We start from the raw sequence: 18,634 nt of genomic DNA on the forward strand, positions 1-18,634 counted from the left end.
ATAGCTTATGCAAATCAAGCTTTTAACCACTTCTCAGCCTTAGCCTGATCTGTAACTTTGAGTTCTACTTCAGGCAGTTCAGAACCACCGGCCTGAACCTCAAAAGTCATCAATTCATCACGGCGGAAAGCATGAACGGTATAAGTACCTTCCTGCTTCGCATATTTTTCTACCAGTTTGCTGGTCGCTTTCAAGCCATCAATCGCGAGAATGACATCTTGCGCAGAAAGACCTGCTTTTGCCCCTGCACCATCACGACGCGCAGTTTGAATCACCACACCTTCGGGTTTATCGGCAAGCTTTAAGCCAAATGGCAATGACTTGTCATTTTTAATATCAAAACTTAGACCAAACTCAGGGAATAACTGGTCTAGCGGCAACTCATCGGTGGTATTGATCAAATGATTGATCTGTTCAAGCCAGTTATCACCGGTCAACTCATTACACAAATCGAAGATGGTACGCTCATTAACTTGAACACCATTTTGCGCATTTTTATACAATTTACGCATTAAGGCGTCCAGGCTTGAACCGCGTAGACGCAAGCCCAAATCCAGACACAGCGCCACTAAACAGCCCTTGTTGTAGTAGCTGGTACCGGCGTTATTGGAGTTTTCATCCTGACGGTAGAATTTTACCCAGGCATCAAAACTTGAATCTGCAACGGTTTGAATCGCACGCCCCGGGTTCTGCAAATAGCGGTCTATCTGCGTCTTTAATAATTTCAGATAGGATTCTTGAGAAATCACACCACTACGCAGCAAAATCAGGTCGTCATAATAAGAAGTAAAACCTTCAAAAATCCACAATAATGAAGTGTAGCCTTCTTTGTTCAAATCATAATTGACGAAATTTTCAGGACGGATAAATTTCACCAACCAGGAATGGAAATATTCATGACTGCACAGCCCCAGAAAATGCTGATAATCCGCTGATGGTTCAGCAGGTTCATCCGCTTTAGGCAAATCGTCACGCGGGGTAATCAGACTGGTACTGTTCGGATGCTCCAGGCCCCCATAGCTATTGCCTGTCGCCATGGTCATAAAGGTATAGTCGCTAAATGGTGCTGAACCAAACATTGAAATTTCAGTGGCACAGATTTTTTCAATGTCTTGCTGCATGCGCGCGGCATTCATGGCATGTTTGCCAGACACCACGAATTCATGCGGAATACCATTGGCTTCAAAGCTAAAGCGGGTTTGCTCTGCCAGCTCAAATGGTGAATCAATCAATTGGGCATAGTTGTCTGCCTTCAAGGTATAGCGGCCTTTAACCAGGCTTTTGGCCATTAAACCGGTTGCCAACTGGAAATGCTTCAGCTCATCTGGCAAGAACACTTCCACTTCAACCGCTTTATCTTCCTGTCCCTCAAGTCCCAAACATGCACAGGCCGGATTCACATAAAGGCGGGTTTGATCGACATAAGCGCCACGTACCGATAAATCATAGGCATAGACATCATATTCCACCGTAATCAGCTCATGATCGGTGTTAAATAAACGCCATTTATTCTTTTCAAATTTCTGAATTTGTAAAATGCGGCCCTCTTCATCATATGCACGAACTGACTCAATATGCTTTGAGAATTCACGAATCAGATAGCTCCCCGGAATCCAGGTCGGCAAAGCAAGGACTTGGGTCGGATCTGCCAAAAAGCGAAGTGTCACGTGAATAAGATGCTGACGATAATCGTCAAATTCGATTTGATAATGCAACATAATGGGCAATATAAAATATAAGAAAAGTTAACTTAACAATTAGCTTAGCATTTTTTGCCCGGCAATGCTGAACTGTCGCAATTGTCTACAATTCCGACTAGCCATACTTAAAAAAAAGGCATAGCATTCCTCATATTTTTTGCATTTCTACCACCAATGGATTGGTAAATAAGGAAGATCATTGAAAGCTGTCATCTACCTCCTCGCATCCTTAAGTTTATTGTGCTCCACGATAGTCAATGCTGCATTGCTGAACCTGGTTCCTGAAAGCGTTGAAGCCGCTGCATGGACCATTCTTGACACCCAATCAGGTCAGGTCATTGCAGAGCACAATAGCCATGAGCAACGTGCACCGGCATCCATGACCAAAATGATGGTTGCCTATATCGCCCTGAAAGAAATTGAAGCCGGTCATTTAAAGAAAGATGAGGTCATCACGGCGACACCGGTGGTAAAAATGGTGCAGTGGGATGAGTCGCAGATGTACCTGAAAGAAGGTGATCAGATCACCGTTGATCAGCTGCTTGCAGGCCTGATCGTGATGTCAGCCAACGATGCGGCTGTGACTTTGGCAGAACGCATTTCGGGTAGCGTACCGGCTTTCATCGAACGCATGAATAAAGAAGCCAAAACCTTAGGAATGAAGGACACGCATTTTGCCAATGCGCCAGGCGTGACCATGCCAAATCATTACTCATCTGCTCATGACATGGCCTTGCTCGGTCAAGCCGTTAGTGTTCAGACACCTGAATACCTGCATTATTCAGTCATGCCAAGTTTCAGTTATAACCAGCGTTTTCATCGCGCAACCAACCTGGCACTCAAGTTTGACCCCAGTGTGGATGGTTTAAAAACAGGTTTCACCAAAGCGGCAGGCTATAACCTGGCACTGACTGCACACCGTCCTACCGGTAATCCTGCACTGCCTGAACGCCGCCTGATTGTGGTGGTGATGGGAACAAAAAATGCCTTAAAACGTGCTGAAGTTGCACATACCCTGCTGGATATGGCTTATACCTATACCCGTAATGAAGTGGCAATTAAAGACAAGCAGCTGATCGCTGAGTTGCCGGTCATTAAATCCACTTTAAAAATGTTCAAACTGGAAACCAGCCAACCGCAAATTGTGACGACGTCTTTGTATAACCAGCCCTATGCAATTGACCTGCAAACTTATGATAGGGTGAATCAGCGTGTTATGCTGAATACCGGCAATGGAACAATTCAGGCGGTTGCTCCCTTACAAGAAACCAAAACCTACTTAAATGTTGAAATTAAAGAAAAATACCTGACTGCACCTTTAGCCCAAGTCATGCAACTGGCAACTGTGCATGTTTACCAGAATAACCAGTTGATTCGTACCATTGCCATTGAAAATGATGTGCAAATTGAAGAAGCCAATTTCTTCCAGAAAATTGCCATTTGGCTTAAGCAGCTTTTTAGCTTTTTCTCCACTGAGGAAATTAAAGTCAAAATTTATCCTCTAGGTTAATTGCGTGACATTTCTTTAAATTATGTAAGCTGTATAACAATATAAACAAAAGCAATGAATTGAAGGTGGCATATTGATGCCATCTTTTTTTTCGTCTTTAAAATAAAAATAGGTCAAAAAAATGAGTAATCTCCATAAAATTGTTATTGTGGGTGGCGGTGTCGGCGGTTTAGAGCTTGCAACGCAACTGGGTAATACTTTAGGTAAATCCCATCAAGCTCACATCACTTTAGTCGATCAGAAACTCACCCATATCTGGAAACCGCTGTTACATGAAATTGCAGCGGGTACCCTTAATCCGCATGCCGAAGAAACCAATTATTTTGCCCATGCTGCCAAACATCATTATGAGTTTGTTCTGGGCAGTTTTATTGGAATCGACGCAAACGCCAAACAGATTATTCTTGAAACATCGCAGCGGTCTAAATTCCAACAAACCAAGCCAGATCAAAGCCAGAAAAATATTCATCTGGATTACGATACCCTGATTATTTCAGTGGGTTCGACCTCGAATGACTTTAATACTGAAGGCGTGAAACAGCACTGCCATTTTCTGGATAGCCGTAAACAGGCAGATGTGTTTCAGCAAGACCTCCTGCATTTATATCTGCAGGCCCAAAATCATGATACTACCCGCGTCCTGAATATTGCCATTATTGGTGCAGGTGCAACCGGTATAGAACTTGCTGCCGAAATGTTTCAAGCCAAAGAAACTTATTTTAAATATGGCTTAAACAAAATTGACCCGAACAATGTCCATATTAGCGTAATTGAAGCCGCCGACCGGATTTTGCCTGCCCTTTCTGAAAGCATCGCCAACCACACCCGCCATCAACTTGAGCAATTTGGAGTTAAGGTATTGACCCAACACCGGGTAGCAAAAGTTGACGAGGACAAAGTCTATTTTGCCGATGGAAGCTCTATAGATGCCGAACTGAAAGTCTGGGCGGCAGGCATTAAAGCCCCTGCTGTTCTGGAAAAGTTAAAAGACTTTCCGAAGGACAATATTCACCGCCTTAAAGTGTATGCAACACTGCAAACGCTATCTGATCCGAATGTTTTTGCTTTTGGTGACTGCGCCCATTGCCAGCCCACTGCGGATGAACCGGTACTCGGTCCACGTGCTCAGGTGGCCAGCCAGCAGGCCAGTTTCCTGGTTGATGCCATGAAAGCCCGCATTCAGGGCAAGCCCCAACCGATGTTCAAATTCTCCGACAAAGGCTCGCTGGTGTCATTAAGCCATAACAAAGCCGTGGGAGAATTACTCGGACAAGTGAATGTGCAAGGTTTGCTGGCAAAATCGATGTATATTTCTTTATATCGACTGCATCAAGCGACCATTCATGGCTATGTCCATGCAGGTCTTTTAACCGCCAAAGATTTTGTCACAAGAAAAATGGGGCCAAAGATAAAATTGCATTGAAATTTAAAAAATTGTCCCCATTATTAAAAAAACGCCATACAAAGTGGGAAAATTGCAGATTTTTGCTAAATCTAGTCTACAAAACCCACTTTTCACTTTATGATGTACCCTTAAAAAATTGAATGGATCAATAACATGACTGCTATTGCAAATGACCTCGTGGTTTCTTTCCACTACACGTTGACTAACGCAGAGGGCGAAACTCTCGACCAATCACAAGGTGAGCCACTTGCATATTTGCACGGTGCGGGTAACATCATCCCTGGTTTAGAAAACGCTTTAGAAGGCAAAACTGTTGGTGAAAAATTCACTGTAAACGTTCCTGCTGCTGAAGGTTATGGTGAATACAACCCTGACCTCGTACAAGAAGTTCCAGCTCAAATGTTCCAAGGTGTGGACAACATCCAACCTGGCATGCAATTCCAGGCTCAAACTGATGACGGCGTTCAAATCGTGACTGTTAAAGCGGTTGAAGGCGACAACGTTGTTGTAGATGCCAACTTCCCGCTTGCTGGCCAAGATTTAACTTTCGAAGTTGAAATTGTTGAAATTCGTGCAGCTTCTGCTGAAGAATTAGAACACGGTCACGTACACGGTGCAGGTGGTCATCACCACTAAGATCGTTCATGATCATAAAAGGCAAAGTTTTGACTTTGCCTTTTTTATTGCCTTAAATTTTGAAATTATTTTCAGTCGTCCAGGAAAGTTTCAGTGTGATGAGCAATTTTCTAATACTCTATCCCGAAATGCCCCGCTAGAAATGACTGATCTGTTTTAAGCGCTGCAGATCAAGAATACGGATTTGACTATAATTCCACTCTACAATGCGCTCTTGGATAAAATATTGCAGTTGCTTGTTTAAGGTTTGCCGGGACACATGCAGTAATTCGGCAAATTCCTGCTGGCTCATTTTAAACTGCATGCTCGAATTGGCCTGACCTGCTGATCTTGCCTGTTGACCCAAGCTTATTAAATGTCGCGCAATTTTTTGCGTCATACTCGCGGTTTGCAGATAACGGTTTTTCTCCATCAAGCCATACATCCGTTCACTCAATAATTGAATGATCTGCCACATGGCTTGCGGCTGCTGCTGTAATTGTTCCAGAAAAACCTGACCTGAAATTACCGCCACTTCGACTTGCTCTACCGCATAAAAATCGAAATTCAGCGGTTTTTGCTGTAAAAATGGCACCAGATTAAACACCGAATACATTTTCACATAATCGCTGACCTTAAACTCGCCATCACTGAGCAGCCAGCCAATCTGCATCCGTCCAGACAACAGCACATAGATATCCTCCATTTTCTGCTGATAATGCAAGATCTGTTGCTGTGGTAAAAAACGCAGATATTTCACATGCTGCATCAAAGTTTGATGCGACGGTGCATTAAATGCAGAAAAGACTGCATCCTCCTTGAAAATTTGCTGTAGCTTCTCTGCACGACTGAGCATACGAAATGGATACTCTCATTAAAAATAAAAAACCTGGTACATAAATACTAGGTTTTTTATATGCTTGGACCAAGCAATTTTTAGCACTATGTATATCTCGAATACAGATGACTATGGGTCAACATAGCGCAAATCAGTTCGTTGAATCATTAGGATGCTTTTTCCAGAATTTGCCCATTTTCAAAAGTAAAATTAGAAATGTCCTGTTTCACCACTTTCTTCAAGCTCACACTTGGGCGGCCATCTACACCAAATGGAATATCTCCTTCAATGGTGACACGGCGTACAACACGCAGCTCATCGCCATAGTCATTAATCGCACGGTGCTGGGTGGCACGGTTATCCCAAATGGCAACATCCCCTACACTCCAGCGCCAGCGCACGATGTTTTCCAGATTCACGGCATAGTCCTGGAATAGATCAAACAGGCGACGTGAATCCTGGCTGTTATACCCGACAAAGCGTTTAAAGAAGTGACCCAATAACAACGTCTTTTCACCGCTTTCAGGATGCACACGTACCAAGGGATGCTCTGTTTCATATTCGGTTGAATTGAACAGCGCACGATATTTTTCTGCATCAATACGCGGACTTGTCGTCACTTTGGAGGCGTAATCATAGTCATTGCTATGCACTGCACGTAAACTGTCTGCCAAAATTTTCAGTTGTTCCGGTAAATCGTTATACGCTGCGGTGGTATTTGCCCAAACCGTATCACCCCCTGCTACCGGTGCAACGATGCTGCGTAAAATGGAAGCTTTTGGATAATCTTCAATGAAACTAATGTCGGTATGCCAGGTGTCTGCCCGTCCACCACGTGAATCAAGCTCTAGTACATGCGCTGTGCCACTTTTGACCGGAACGGTTGGATGGTTCAATGGCTTTCCTAATAAAGCAGCAAAGCCTTCCTGCTCGTCATCAGTTAAGTGCTGCTGGTTTTTAAAGAAAATGGCCTTGTACTTAATTAGAGCATGGTTAATTTCATACACCGTGTCTAGATCCAGAGTTGAAGACAATTTAATTCCTTCAATTTCCGCACCAATGCGACCGGTAATCGGTTTCACCTGAATATGTTGATACTGGTAGTTTGGATCATATTGTGCTGTTTGAGTCTGGCTCATGGCTATTCCTTATATTTCAATTGTTATTGCAACCTTGTGTTGTTGAAATACAGTTTGCCCTGAACAGGCCATAAACACTGTCAAAGCATTGACAGTGATCAGCACAATACCTGCTGAAGTTTTGAATTTTCCTGATTTAGCCATCTTGATGACTCACACAGACTCATCGCCCAAAGAAGAAGTGAAATCTTCAGATCAATCCAAACTATTAAAAATATAAAAAATGTCGAATTTTTAAAGTGATTTATTTATGATCACGTCAAAATATCAAGAAAATCATCTGGGGAATAACATGCACCTGACCTTTGTGGTTTCAGCATTTATGATGGGGTATCTCGATAAAATAAGTAAGCATTGATTATGTTTATCTGCCTATCAAAAAAGCCCCTAAATTAGGGGCTATTTATTTAAAAATTAGAGATAATTGCCTTCACGTTCTGGCTGATACAACACTTTTTCAATTTTCACTTTCATTAAGTGACCATCTGGCTGTGGCCATTCAATTTCCTGACCTTCAGCCAATCCTAAAATTGCTGCACCGACGGGCGCGAGTACATTCACCTGCCCTTTCTCACCCAAAAATTCATGCGGGTAAACCAGGGTAATTGTGGTCGGTTCATTCGCAGGGGCAATAGTAATCGATACCCGTGCATTCATTGTCACCACGTTTGCCGGCATATCCTGCGGAGCTACCACTTGGGCACGTGCCAGCTCATCTTCAAGATGCTGCATGGTTGGCGTCAGTTTAGATTGATGCTCAAGCATCGTTTCCAAACGGTCAAGATCTTGTTGCGAAATCACAATGATAGGTCTTTGCATATTCAACATCCTCTTTTTTAAACTTTTCTTTCATTCAGCAACAATAAGTCTATTTACACAGTTGATTTAAAATTAATTTCAAGTATACATATGTATATAAATAATTACTTTTACAAGAATAATACGATGTCTCTTACTGAACTCCATTCAGCAGCTGAACTTGGCTCTCACAATTTTATGCAGCATATTCGTAGCCACTTTGAAATGCCAGAACACCAACATGAATTTTATATTGCTTCCGCACTTAAAACCGTTAATTTTGATGGCACATTTGCCAGTTTTGAACGACTGGATCAACTGTTTACCGCATTTAAAAAACAAATAGGTACACAAGCCACAGATTTTATTGAAGATCCCCTAAAATTAAATACCGTCTACCTGATTTCCAGTTATATCGGGCAATTTATCAGTCAAAAATTGGGTATCGATGAAAAATGGCAAAGCTTTGCAGAGCTGCAAGCCCATTTCATAAAATTCCGTGATCGTCCCAATAACTTTGTACATAGCTATGCGCTCAATTGCAATGATCAAATTATTCTGCCCCTGCATTATGTGGCAAAGCATTTCTGTGAAAATGATTTACCGCTGAGCATCAGCCAGGAAATTGAAGCCATTATTCTAAATTATCAAATTACCTTTGCAGATAAATGCCATAAATTTACTGAACAAATGCACGATTTACAAAGCATGTATTTCAAGGGTTATCCGCTGTTTTGTGGTTCTGCTTTTCAAAATCTGGTGCAGATTTCCGATTTGGATCATAGCCTGTCCAGCCTGGATCGCCTAGATGATCTCATGCGTGAAATTCGCCAGAACTATATGGTTTCAATCGATAAATTTTTAGAAGATGACGCCCATTTTTTCTTTATTCTGTTTTTATCCGCTTATGTTGGGCAAGTCATTGCCGAGCAAGCTGGAACTTCGCTACGCTGGTTCGCGCCGGAACAAGTCAGCCAGATGCTCGGGCAACACATCCCGAATGCGTTAACCACCTGCCGGATTGCGCAGATTAATGCTTCCATTTTTTTGGTGACCCAGCATATTTGCCAGTTTCTATTTGAACCTGTCATTCCCGAATCCAGCAAACAATACGTTTTGAATGCCTTGCAAAGCATTAAAGCCAGCAGCAATCCTATTTATTTGGCTGAAGATACGCAGAAGACCAATAGCAATTTACAGCAATCCCCATTTTATGAGGCTTTATATCATGCCGGTCAGCTGACCCAATTTTTATTGCTGCATATTCATGGGGTGATTCCACGCACTTCTTCCGAGCAGAGCCTGACACCCACCAGTTATCCACCGGGCAATACCTTTTTTAGCCATATGGAGGGACCGGATGGCCCCTTAAGACAACTGGATATCAATGCTGAAAAACATCCTTATAATGTGTTGGGTTATGAGATGTATGCCTGTCTCCCGCATGTGCGAACCGATGCCATTTCCCTGCATGTCCGTAACTATGGCGAACAGCCTATGAACATCCATTTAGTCATCCCTTTTTTCCAGGTGTTTGACTATCGCGGTTTTTGCATTCTGCAGCCCTATTTTCTCAGTAGCGATGCCATCACCAGTAAAAATTTACCCGAGATTTATCATGCCATGGGGGCATTTTTTAAAGGCATTCAAGACAGCGAACGAAATCGCCCGGCAGCGTCACAAACCTGGGCGCAATATTACAAGCCGAGCAAGCTCCCTTATCCAAAGGCGATGCAACAAAATATTCCCCAGCGGGTGTCATAAAAATATAAAAAAAGCCTCCATTCAGGAGGCTTTTTTTAAGTCAGAAACTTATTTTGCGTAAACAGGGAATTTCGCGCAAACAGCAGCAACTTTTTCTTTAACAGTAGCGATCACAGCTTCATCACCTTTGCTATCCAGGATGTCAGCGATCCAGCCAGCAAGTTCACGTACTTCAGCTTCGCCGAAACCACGCGTTGTAACAGCTGGAGTACCGATACGGATACCAGAAGTCACGAATGGAGAACGTGGGTCGTTAGGTACAGAGTTTTTGTTCACAGTGATGTGAGCAGCACCTAACCAAGCGTCAGCATCTTTACCTGTAATGTCTTGTTTGATTAAAGACAACAAGAACAGGTGGTTTTTCGTACCGCCAGAAACAACGTCATAACCACGAGCGATTAATACTTCAGCCATGGCTTGAGCATTTTTAACTACTTGTTGTTGGTAAGTTTTGTATTCAGGTGCCATTGCTTCTTTAAAGCAGATTGCTTTAGCAGCTACAGCGTGAACCAATGGACCACCTTGGTTACCCGGGAATACAGCTGACTGTAATTTTTTCTCGATTTCTTCGTTTGCTTTTGCAAGGATTAAACCTGAACGTGGGCCACGAAGTGTTTTGTGAGTTGTCGTTGTTGTTACGTCAGCAATTTGAACTGGGCTTGGGTAAACGCCAGCAGCAACCAGACCTGCCACGTGAGCCATATCGACAAACAGATAAGCGCCAACTTTGTCCGCGATGTCACGGAAACGTTGCCAATCAACAACTTGGCTGTAAGCAGAGAAGCCAGCAACGATCATGCGTGGCTTGTGCTCGATTGCTAAACGCTCAACTTCTTCGTAGTCAATTTCGCCAGTTTCAGGGTTTAGACCGTATTGAACTGCGTTATAAGTCTTACCAGAGAAGCTTACTTTTGCACCGTGAGTCAAGTGACCACCGTGAGCCAGGCTCATACCCAAAACGGTGTCGCCCGGGTTAAGAAGCGCTAAGTAAACTGCAGAGTTTGCTTGAGAACCAGCATGCGGTTGAACGTTAGCGTAATCAGCACCAAAAAGTTCTTTAGCACGGTCAATTGCCAATTGTTCAATAACATCTACATATTCACAACCGCCATAATAGCGTTTGCCTGGGTAGCCTTCTGCATATTTGTTAGTGAGTTTTGATCCTTGCGCTTCCATCACTGCTGGTGAGCAATAGTTTTCAGAAGCAATCAACTCGATGTGCGCTTCTTGGCGAGCATCTTCGTTAGCGATTGCTTGAGCAATTTCCGGGTCAAATTCAGCAATAGAGATATTGGCAAACATTAGCGAGGTCCTATTAAATTAGGGCTTTTAAGCCGTGCTAAGATTGGCGCGTATTGTAGCATGAAGTTTATAAATGTTGAGAATGAACTTTACTCAGTTTGAAATAAAAATGCTCATGATTTAAAAAACATGAGCATAGATAATCAAAACAAGTTACTGAATTGGCATTAAAGATTTTACATCTGCAATAATATTAGGAATATTCGAAGTATAGGCAGTTGAATGATTCCAGGCTAAGTCATATTCTAGAACGATATTAGTCGTTCCAAGTTTCGTTGCATTGGTAATAAGGTCAGCTGTCGCATTTGCTGGAACAGTCGTATCCGATCCACCCTGATAGATTTTCACTGGTGTCGTAACTTTTACAGATAAGGGCTGAGAAGTGCTATTCAAAAAGGTTGAAATTGCAGGTACTTGCATAAAATTACTTTGGGTTAAATAACCAGACAATGAAGTATTGGCGGCAGTTGCCATTTTAGTATTAAAATCTATTCCTAAGGGTTCTGAACAGATTGTCTCAGCTTGAGCGGCTATTGTTGCTGCATTGGTTTCAAAGACTTGAGCATAGGTCGGTGATGCGGCTTGACCCTGCATTCCCGCAGTAATCAGCGCGGCATAAGTATTTAAAGATGCCAGGGTAGAAACTTGATCTTTGAGGGGTAAATTCGCTACAAGCTGTTTTCCCGTATTAAAAATTGTTTGTAAATTAGATGCAGGTGCAACGGCAACAGCTCCTTTATAGTCAAGATTTGCACGCGAAGCATATTGAGCGGCGCCTAGTGCTGCATGTCCGCCTTGTGAGTGCCCTACTGCCATCCATTGATTCGATACTTTTACCCCCAAATAATGACGTGCAGCGACAACTGCATCAGTAATTGAATAAGCCTCGCTTTTTAAATTCAGGAAAGGATGAAACTCATTGCCACTTGGCTCGCCCAGGCCTTCATAATCGGGAGCCACCACCACATACCCTGCACTTAAAAGTTGAGTAATCATCCCTTCAATCTCTACCTTCAGTTTACTTCGACTCGGTGCACATTGATCTGCCACACCAGTCGTACCATGCGCCCAAACCACAATTGGCCAGCCTTCTACAGGTGCCGCTGTTTTCGGTGTAATGACCAGTGACGTCGCTTGAACTTCCTGACCATTAACCCCCAGCATTTTATAAGTCATCACCAGGCTTTCACCTGCTACGCTGGTCATATTTGTTTCGGTATAGGCTTCGGTTCTTACCACAGGATCAGCAATGTTATTCAGCGGAATAGAAGGTTCAGGCTGAACAATGACGCCGCCATTATCCCCACCCCCAGTTCCATTGCCCGCTCCATTGTCAGTTCCAGTTCCATTACCAGAACCAGAGGCACTCTCATCTCCACTTCCTCCGCCACCGCAGGCGGTAAGCAAAAAGGCACTGCTAATTAACACCGTTAATAATGTTTTTTTCATTTTTGCATTTCCTTATATTATATATTGTTATTTTGATGATTGAGGTAATCATGAATACAAACTATTACCTTTATTTAATATTTGAACAATGTGATTTAACATCAAATAAAAAATATAAAAAAAGACTAGATTGCTATTAATATAAATAAATGATTTTTATAAATTTTATTTTTATGGTGTTACAAATATCAAACACTATTAATTTAACAAAATATGTCTGCTTTTATTTGTCTGATTTCAGGCTTGCATGAAATCTGATTGTAGATGTTTAAAAAGAAAAATAGTGAACAAAGTGGTCCCTTCTTATGCGGCCTCGATGACCGATCAACAAAAAATGACCGCTCAGAAGCCGTTATCTCAGTTGTAGCGTCCAGATTCTTGAAGTCATTAAACATCACTCAAAGGATATATTCAGGCTTTCTTAAATACCCCCTGATCAAGCCAGTTATCCTAAATTCATCTAAAGCGTATATTTCGCGTGATATTTTCAAAGCAGTGCATTTAACCAGCATTTCGCTACAGAAATCATCATGAATGGGCAAAAGACTGTATTTTCAGTTTGTACCGGTATCTTCGAAAATGCTAAATTTACCCAAACGATCGCAACGGTTATGGACCTGTCATGCAAGCAATTATTCTCGATACCGAAACCCATACTTTAAATGGACAGCCGATTGAGATTGCATATGCGCCGATCCAAATCCAAGGTAGCAAACTTTCCTTAGATAAGAGTGAAATTTTCGACCAGCTCTATAGTGTCGATGAACCGATTTCTTATGCCGCCATGGCGGTGCATCATATTCTGGAATCCGAGCTGGTTGGTCAGCCTCACTACACGACTTTCAGTCTTCCACAGGAAACTACGTATATTATTGGCCACAATATTGATTATGATATTCGTGCCATTGAGAAATGCGGTGTAGATACCAGCAAAATCAAAGCCATTTGTACCCTTGCCCTTGCGCGTTTAGTCTGGCCAGATGCCGAGGCTCATAATATTTCTGCCCTTATTTATATGATCAGCAAAGGCAGTGAAAAAGCCCGTGAAATGATTAAAAAAGCGCATCGTGCCGATATGGATATTATTTTAACCGCCAATATTTTGATGCATGAAATCCATCATTTAAACATTCAAAACATTGAAGAGCTTTATCTGGCATCGGAAGACGCACGTATCCCTCGTACGATTAATTTCGGCAAACACAGGGGTACAGCGATAGCAGATTTACCGGCAGATTATATGCAGTGGCTGCTTCGTCAGGATGATCTGGACCCTTATTTGCGCAAGGCTCTCGAGAAAGCCAATATTTTAACGCTGTAATATTATGATTTGTAATATGATTTAAATAATACTGTCATTATTAATACTTACAATCGGCCTTAGTTTACCGTAGGGATAAATTAAGGCATGAATCAATATCATAAAACTGATTTAGGCATTGAAAGTTTAAAACAACGTTCTCTCAATCTGAATGCACGTCAACGCCGGTTGTTACTGCTGATCGGCACCGATGATTTTGACCTGCTTGCCGAACAATTCAAGCGTCGTATCGCGCCACCCGAATTACTTGAACAATTACTGGAAATGGGATTAATCGCCCAACAAGCGAGCCCATCCATTGAAGCTCCACTTACATCCAGTACCCTGAATACCGAAATTGAAGCCAGCCTTGCGCTGCAAAACACTCAACTTAAGGATTACTCTGCCGAAGAAATTTTGGTTCCCGGCGTTTCCCCATCTTCAATCACGGATGAAAAAGCTGAGCCGGCCTCCTATGAAAATGAAATACAGACAACGCTAGAAGTCATGGACTTTGAACAAGTCAAACAATTCATGGCTCAACTGCTGCAACGGCATTGCGGCTTAATGGCCAAACAGCTGATTAACCGTATTCTGTCTGCCGATGATTTACGCAGTTTAAAACTGTGTCAAATGCAATGGATTACCACCTTACAGGAAAGTCGCATGACACCTCAGGAATTAAATAAATACCTTAACCAGATCAATTTTTCTCTCCAGAAACATCTGAGCTGATCAGGCTTAAGAGCTTTTTTATGTTTCATTATTTATTTAAGGTCTTAACCATTAAGAGGATATTTATTTTTATACTTATAAAACAATAAGATTGGATTTATTCAACCACAGTCAGATTAAACCAGAACCCATGGCCTGATTCAAAATACGACCTAAGCTGAATGGCAAATATTTGCTAAAAGCCCAATATAGTCAATATTTCAGAGGAATTCATGATGACGTCCTTACATTATTTAGAATTTCATCCAGCAGATAATCCTATGCACTTAAAAAAAGTAGGTAACTGGGTACTGACATTTTTAAGTCCGAAAGAGAATCTGAATCATATTCAACTTGCCATTACCAGTGTATTGCCCCGTCAGGTCAGCGAAAACCTGCAACCCCTTCGGGTCATTATTGATCAAACAGACGTTGAAAATCGCTGGTCAATCCAGCAAATCATCTGTTACAACAGTACGCAAGGCAAGGATGAAATATTCAGTTGTGATGATGGCATTGGAATCAAAGTCATAGAAAACATCATACAAGAATTTAATAAATATGATGTCGAGCTCAGTTTAATTTAAGCCTTCATCTTTTATTCGATTCACTAATATTTTCCAATCGGATTGTTACTATTTTATAAAAACTCACCTTGAACAGGAGTTTTTATCTTTTACCCATAATTTAGAATAAGTTTTATCAGACTTCTTTCATAAATTCCCTTTATTTCTCTCTCTGGGAAAAAAATAAAGAGGGTGTGAACAAAGATGAAAGAAGTCAACTATATATGCATTATTCAATTATACGATAAATACTCGCGGAAATACGGCTTTCAAAAAGCAGTTCAATACTGGGGCGAATAATTTCACCATTCACAATAATATGTTCAATCTTTTGAAATAATGAGAGTTTATGCAATACTGAATTTTCCGGAATTGCCCGTAATAATGCCTGTACTGCATGAATATTGCTAAATTGGTCTTTAACCTTCACCTCTATTAATTGGCTCATATTATTCTCTGCTCTCTTTATTTAACTAAACTTTTTATAACATATATTTGATTTATCCATAATTTAGAGATGTTAGATTTCTTGGCAATGTAATTTTTTATAACTCAATAAATGATATCTACTTTAAATATTTCAGTTAAGCTTTCTAAACTTCAATAATAAACTCTGTAGATCACCTTCAGTAATCTAAAATAAGTTCTGCAATTGGGGCCATCCGCAAAGCATTTTTTGACATGAAAAATAAGAAAGCCCGCATTACTGCGGGCTTTTATGTTGGAAGGCTAGTGCTGATTTTTTGCTTCAACCCGAAGTTGCAAGCTCAACAAGCTGTCATTGATCCGTCCAACCACTTTGTAGCGTCTCTCGACCTACTGTATTTTTAATATAAAACTCGAAAATGAAATAGGCAACCCTGACCAACATTTATATACAACAATCTAAAGAAACTATGATTGTATATTTTATAAACACGTGAATAATAGATGTCTTTTTAATATCCGCGCTTAAATTCACATAAAACCTTAAATAAGGCCATATTTAATAGTTTATCTCTGCTATTTTTAACCCACCGACAGTAAATATTTCTTATAATTAAAATCAATAGCATAAAATTCTTTCTATTTTTTTACTCACACTTTCAACCTTATACTGTTCAGTTGAGAAAGCTTTTATTGCAGATCACATATGAGTCTTGTATCCATTTTAGTTTCTTATTTTAAAGAACAGGACGATAAACTATTTCCTATTCTCATCAACTTTTTAATTAAAAATACGGATCAATTGATCCGTATTTTTTTCATGGCTCAAGCTCAAATGCCCATACACATATATTTAATATCCAGATAGTCTTCAATACCGTATTTGGAACCTTCTCGTCCTGTACCCGATTCTTTAACGCCACCAAAAGGCGCAACTTCTGTAGAAATCAAGCCTTCGTTAATGCCCACCATCCCATATTCTAGCGCTTCACCGACTTTCCAGGCACGGCTTAAGCTTTCGGTATAAATATAGGATGCCAAACCAAACTCAGTGTCGTTGGCCATCTGGATGGCTTCTTCATCTGTACTGAATTGAAAAACCGGTGCAAGCGGTGCGAAAGTTTCATTCCTGGCTACAAGCATGTCTGGTGTGACATGTGACAATACAGTCGGTTCAAAGAAGGTTTGACCTAATTCATGACGTTTACCGCCCACCAGGACTTTCGCCCCTTTCCCGACAGCATCGGCAATGTGCTCTTCGATTTTCTCCACGGCTTTTTCATTAATCAACGGACCCTGTTCCGCGCCTTCTTCAAAGGCAGGTGCAACTTTTAATTCTCGTACGGCAGCCGTTAATTTTTCCAGGAACTGATCATAAATATTGGTGTGTACCAAAATACGGTTACTACATACGCAAGTCTGACCGCTGTTACGGAATTTCGATGCCATGGCCCCTTTCACCGCCCTGTCTAAATCGGCATCTTCAAACACGATAAAGGGTGCATTCCCCCCTAGTTCCATACTGATTTTTTTCATGGTAGACGAACACTGTTTCATCAACAGCTTGCCCACTTGAGTGGAACCGGTGAAGGATACTTTTTTCACGACTGGGTGCGTAGTAAGAACCTCACCAATTTCACGCGAACTGCCTGTCACCACATTCAGCACACCTTTAGGAATACCCGCCTGTTCGGCAAGTACCATCAAGGCAAGCGCAGATAAAGGCGTTTCTGAAGCTGGCTTGATCACCACCGTACAGCCTGCTGCAAGTGCTGGCCCCACTTTACGGGCAATCATGGCATTCGGGAAGTTCCATGGCGTAATTGCGGCAACAACACCCACCGGCTGTTTGATTACCACTAAACGGCGACCCTGTTTATCATGTGGAATGACATCACCATAAGTACGTTTTGCTTCTTCGGCAAACCATTCAATAAAACTGGCACCATACAGGATTTCACCACGACTTTCTGTTAAGGGTTTTCCCTGTTCAGTACTTAAAATCACTGCAAGATCTTCCTGATTGGCCACCATCAGATCAAACCATTTACGCAATAATACTGAACGCTCTTTGGCGGTCATATTTTTCCAGGCATTCAGTGCAGCCTCGGCAGCCTGTACAGCTTGCTCCACTTGTGCAGTGGAAACACTTGGCACCTGTGCAATGGTTTCGCCTGTTGCCGGATTGGTTACAGCAAAGCTTTTGCCATCTGCTGCATCCATCCAAAGCCCATCAATAAAAACTTGTTGTTTCAGCAAATCAGGATTTTTAAGTTGCATCTATATTCTCCTTCATAGACGCCTGGCACGGTACGTTGAGCAGGTGCTACGCCATCTTTAATTTAGCCAGCAATATGTCATCGATTTCATCAGCCGAGGGGATCTACCCTCCCGGAAACGAATTCTATGCCCAAAGCTCAATATTGCCTGGCAAGCTTTTCCAGCTGTTGAAAGAATGCTTGCTGTTTAATCTGCAATATGAATTTTTTAGGATAGCGATGACGTCTTGTCCTTCAGGATATCCCGAATGACCCGGATGTCCAAGCGCGACAGTAAAGTCTGTAGAATCAAACAATATAAAACCCATAATCTGCAACTTTTAAAATTTCGTCTAAATTTCTCCCATCTTTTTTTAGATTTGATTGGTCTGATGGCACAGATTTGCTTATCAGATTCATATAAAAATGGACTAAATTATTCTGCAATAAGGTACATACCAATACAGTCTGCTATTTTGTGAAATTATTTTTTGTTTACAGCCAGGTCTTTCTTAATTCAGCCCACAGAAGTTTCAGCATAGGTACCAATTAAGCCGCTATTCCATTGTTATTTATATGATGTACACAATCACAGCACCCAAAGGTGGATTTCTATCGATGCAAAAAATCTTCCTTGCTATCAGCTAATTTAATAAATAGTTTAATTTTTGATTTTTCTTGTTTATCAATATTAGGTTTGCTCTGCTGATCCCTTGGATTTATTACAGATTTTGACATTTTTTACAGTAACGTAGGATTCGTTAGTTGAATTTGATGGTGATTTTACCGTAAGCAAGTATTGGAATAATGAGAAACCGGCAGACAGAATATAGCCGTATAAAACTATTTC

16 protein-coding genes are annotated in these 18,634 nt (G+C 41.5%); 7 read left to right on the top strand and 9 right to left on the bottom strand.

Translation table 11 applies throughout. The annotated features are described in order from the left end of the window. Positions 1 to 14: 14 nt before the first annotated feature. Complete coding sequence (locus E0H88_RS04135; protein WP_131273214.1) at positions 15 to 1,718, bottom strand: M61 family metallopeptidase; 1,704 nt, start codon at positions 1,716 to 1,718, stop codon at positions 15 to 17. 181 nt (positions 1,719 to 1,899) lie between these two features. On the opposite strand from E0H88_RS04135, the gene E0H88_RS04140 reads away from it, so the two are divergent. The 3 genes from E0H88_RS04140 (at position 1,900) to slyD (ending at position 5,251) form a co-directional block, all read left to right on the top strand. Further along, positions 1,900 to 3,210, top strand: a complete 1,311-nt coding sequence (locus tag E0H88_RS04140) for a D-alanyl-D-alanine carboxypeptidase PBP6B (RefSeq protein WP_092819265.1) — start codon at positions 1,900 to 1,902, stop codon at positions 3,208 to 3,210. A gap of 121 nt (positions 3,211 to 3,331) precedes the next feature. Then, complete coding sequence (locus tag E0H88_RS04145; RefSeq protein ID WP_131273215.1) at positions 3,332 to 4,633, top strand: NAD(P)/FAD-dependent oxidoreductase; 1,302 nt, start codon at positions 3,332 to 3,334, stop codon at positions 4,631 to 4,633. Between the two features lie 135 nt (positions 4,634 to 4,768). Then, on the top strand, positions 4,769 to 5,251 hold the full coding sequence (slyD, locus tag E0H88_RS04150; protein WP_092819263.1) for a peptidylprolyl isomerase: 483 nt from the start codon (positions 4,769 to 4,771) through the stop codon (positions 5,249 to 5,251). Between the two features lie 136 nt (positions 5,252 to 5,387). Here the strand turns inward: slyD and E0H88_RS04155 are convergent, their stop codons facing one another. The 4 genes from E0H88_RS04155 to rnk all read right to left on the bottom strand — a co-directional run bounded on the left by E0H88_RS04155 (position 5,388) and on the right by rnk (position 8,026). Continuing rightward, positions 5,388 to 6,086, bottom strand: coding sequence for a Crp/Fnr family transcriptional regulator (locus E0H88_RS04155; RefSeq protein ID WP_131273216.1), 699 nt, complete (start codon positions 6,084 to 6,086; stop codon positions 5,388 to 5,390). Between the two features lie 149 nt (positions 6,087 to 6,235). After that, complete coding sequence (locus E0H88_RS04160) at positions 6,236 to 7,207, bottom strand: TauD/TfdA dioxygenase family protein (protein ID WP_131273217.1); 972 nt, start codon at positions 7,205 to 7,207, stop codon at positions 6,236 to 6,238. Positions 7,208 to 7,216: 9 nt separating this feature from the next. Then, on the bottom strand, positions 7,217 to 7,351 hold the full coding sequence (locus E0H88_RS16200; RefSeq protein ID WP_286364005.1) for a hypothetical protein: 135 nt from the start codon (positions 7,349 to 7,351) through the stop codon (positions 7,217 to 7,219). 270 nt (positions 7,352 to 7,621) lie between these two features. Then, on the bottom strand, positions 7,622 to 8,026 hold the full coding sequence (gene rnk, locus E0H88_RS04165; protein ID WP_092819260.1) for a nucleoside diphosphate kinase regulator: 405 nt from the start codon (positions 8,024 to 8,026) through the stop codon (positions 7,622 to 7,624). Between the two features lie 126 nt (positions 8,027 to 8,152). Between rnk and E0H88_RS04170 the strand changes: the two genes are divergently transcribed. Further along, the gene (locus tag E0H88_RS04170; protein ID WP_131273218.1) at positions 8,153 to 9,769 is read left to right on the top strand and encodes a hypothetical protein; all 1,617 of its coding nucleotides are present in this window, start codon (positions 8,153 to 8,155) and stop codon (positions 9,767 to 9,769) included. A gap of 48 nt (positions 9,770 to 9,817) precedes the next feature. Here the strand turns inward: E0H88_RS04170 and glyA are convergent, their stop codons facing one another. Together glyA and E0H88_RS04180 are read right to left on the bottom strand one after the other, a co-directional pair. Further along, positions 9,818 to 11,071: a serine hydroxymethyltransferase gene (glyA, locus tag E0H88_RS04175; protein WP_131273219.1), complete on the bottom strand. Its 1,254-nt coding sequence runs from the start codon at positions 11,069 to 11,071 to the stop codon at positions 9,818 to 9,820. A 153-nt stretch (positions 11,072 to 11,224) separates the two neighbouring features. Further along, the gene (locus E0H88_RS04180) at positions 11,225 to 12,520 is read right to left on the bottom strand and encodes an alpha/beta hydrolase (RefSeq protein WP_131273220.1); all 1,296 of its coding nucleotides are present in this window, start codon (positions 12,518 to 12,520) and stop codon (positions 11,225 to 11,227) included. Positions 12,521 to 13,142: 622 nt separating this feature from the next. Between E0H88_RS04180 and E0H88_RS04185 the strand changes: the two genes are divergently transcribed. The 3 genes from E0H88_RS04185 to E0H88_RS04195 all read left to right on the top strand — a co-directional run bounded on the left by E0H88_RS04185 (position 13,143) and on the right by E0H88_RS04195 (position 15,121). Then, the gene (locus E0H88_RS04185; protein WP_131273221.1) at positions 13,143 to 13,841 is read left to right on the top strand and encodes a putative quorum-sensing-regulated virulence factor; all 699 of its coding nucleotides are present in this window, start codon (positions 13,143 to 13,145) and stop codon (positions 13,839 to 13,841) included. A gap of 87 nt (positions 13,842 to 13,928) precedes the next feature. Further along, positions 13,929 to 14,555 (top strand): hypothetical protein, encoded by a 627-nt coding sequence (locus E0H88_RS04190; protein ID WP_131273222.1) that lies wholly within the window; start codon positions 13,929 to 13,931, stop codon positions 14,553 to 14,555. Positions 14,556 to 14,770: 215 nt separating this feature from the next. Continuing rightward, positions 14,771 to 15,121, top strand: a complete 351-nt coding sequence (locus tag E0H88_RS04195) for a hypothetical protein (protein WP_131273223.1) — start codon at positions 14,771 to 14,773, stop codon at positions 15,119 to 15,121. Between the two features lie 208 nt (positions 15,122 to 15,329). Here the strand turns inward: E0H88_RS04195 and E0H88_RS04200 are convergent, their stop codons facing one another. Next, the gene (locus E0H88_RS04200) at positions 15,330 to 15,548 is read right to left on the bottom strand and encodes a hypothetical protein (protein WP_092819254.1); all 219 of its coding nucleotides are present in this window, start codon (positions 15,546 to 15,548) and stop codon (positions 15,330 to 15,332) included. An 809-nt stretch (positions 15,549 to 16,357) separates the two neighbouring features. Further along, the gene (locus E0H88_RS04205) at positions 16,358 to 17,806 is read right to left on the bottom strand and encodes an NAD-dependent succinate-semialdehyde dehydrogenase (RefSeq protein WP_131273224.1); all 1,449 of its coding nucleotides are present in this window, start codon (positions 17,804 to 17,806) and stop codon (positions 16,358 to 16,360) included. Positions 17,807 to 18,634: the final 828 nt, after the last annotated feature.

The sequence above is a fragment of the Acinetobacter sp. ANC 4216 genome (assembly GCF_004331195.1).
GTDB lineage: Bacteria > Pseudomonadota > Gammaproteobacteria > Pseudomonadales > Moraxellaceae > Acinetobacter > Acinetobacter kookii.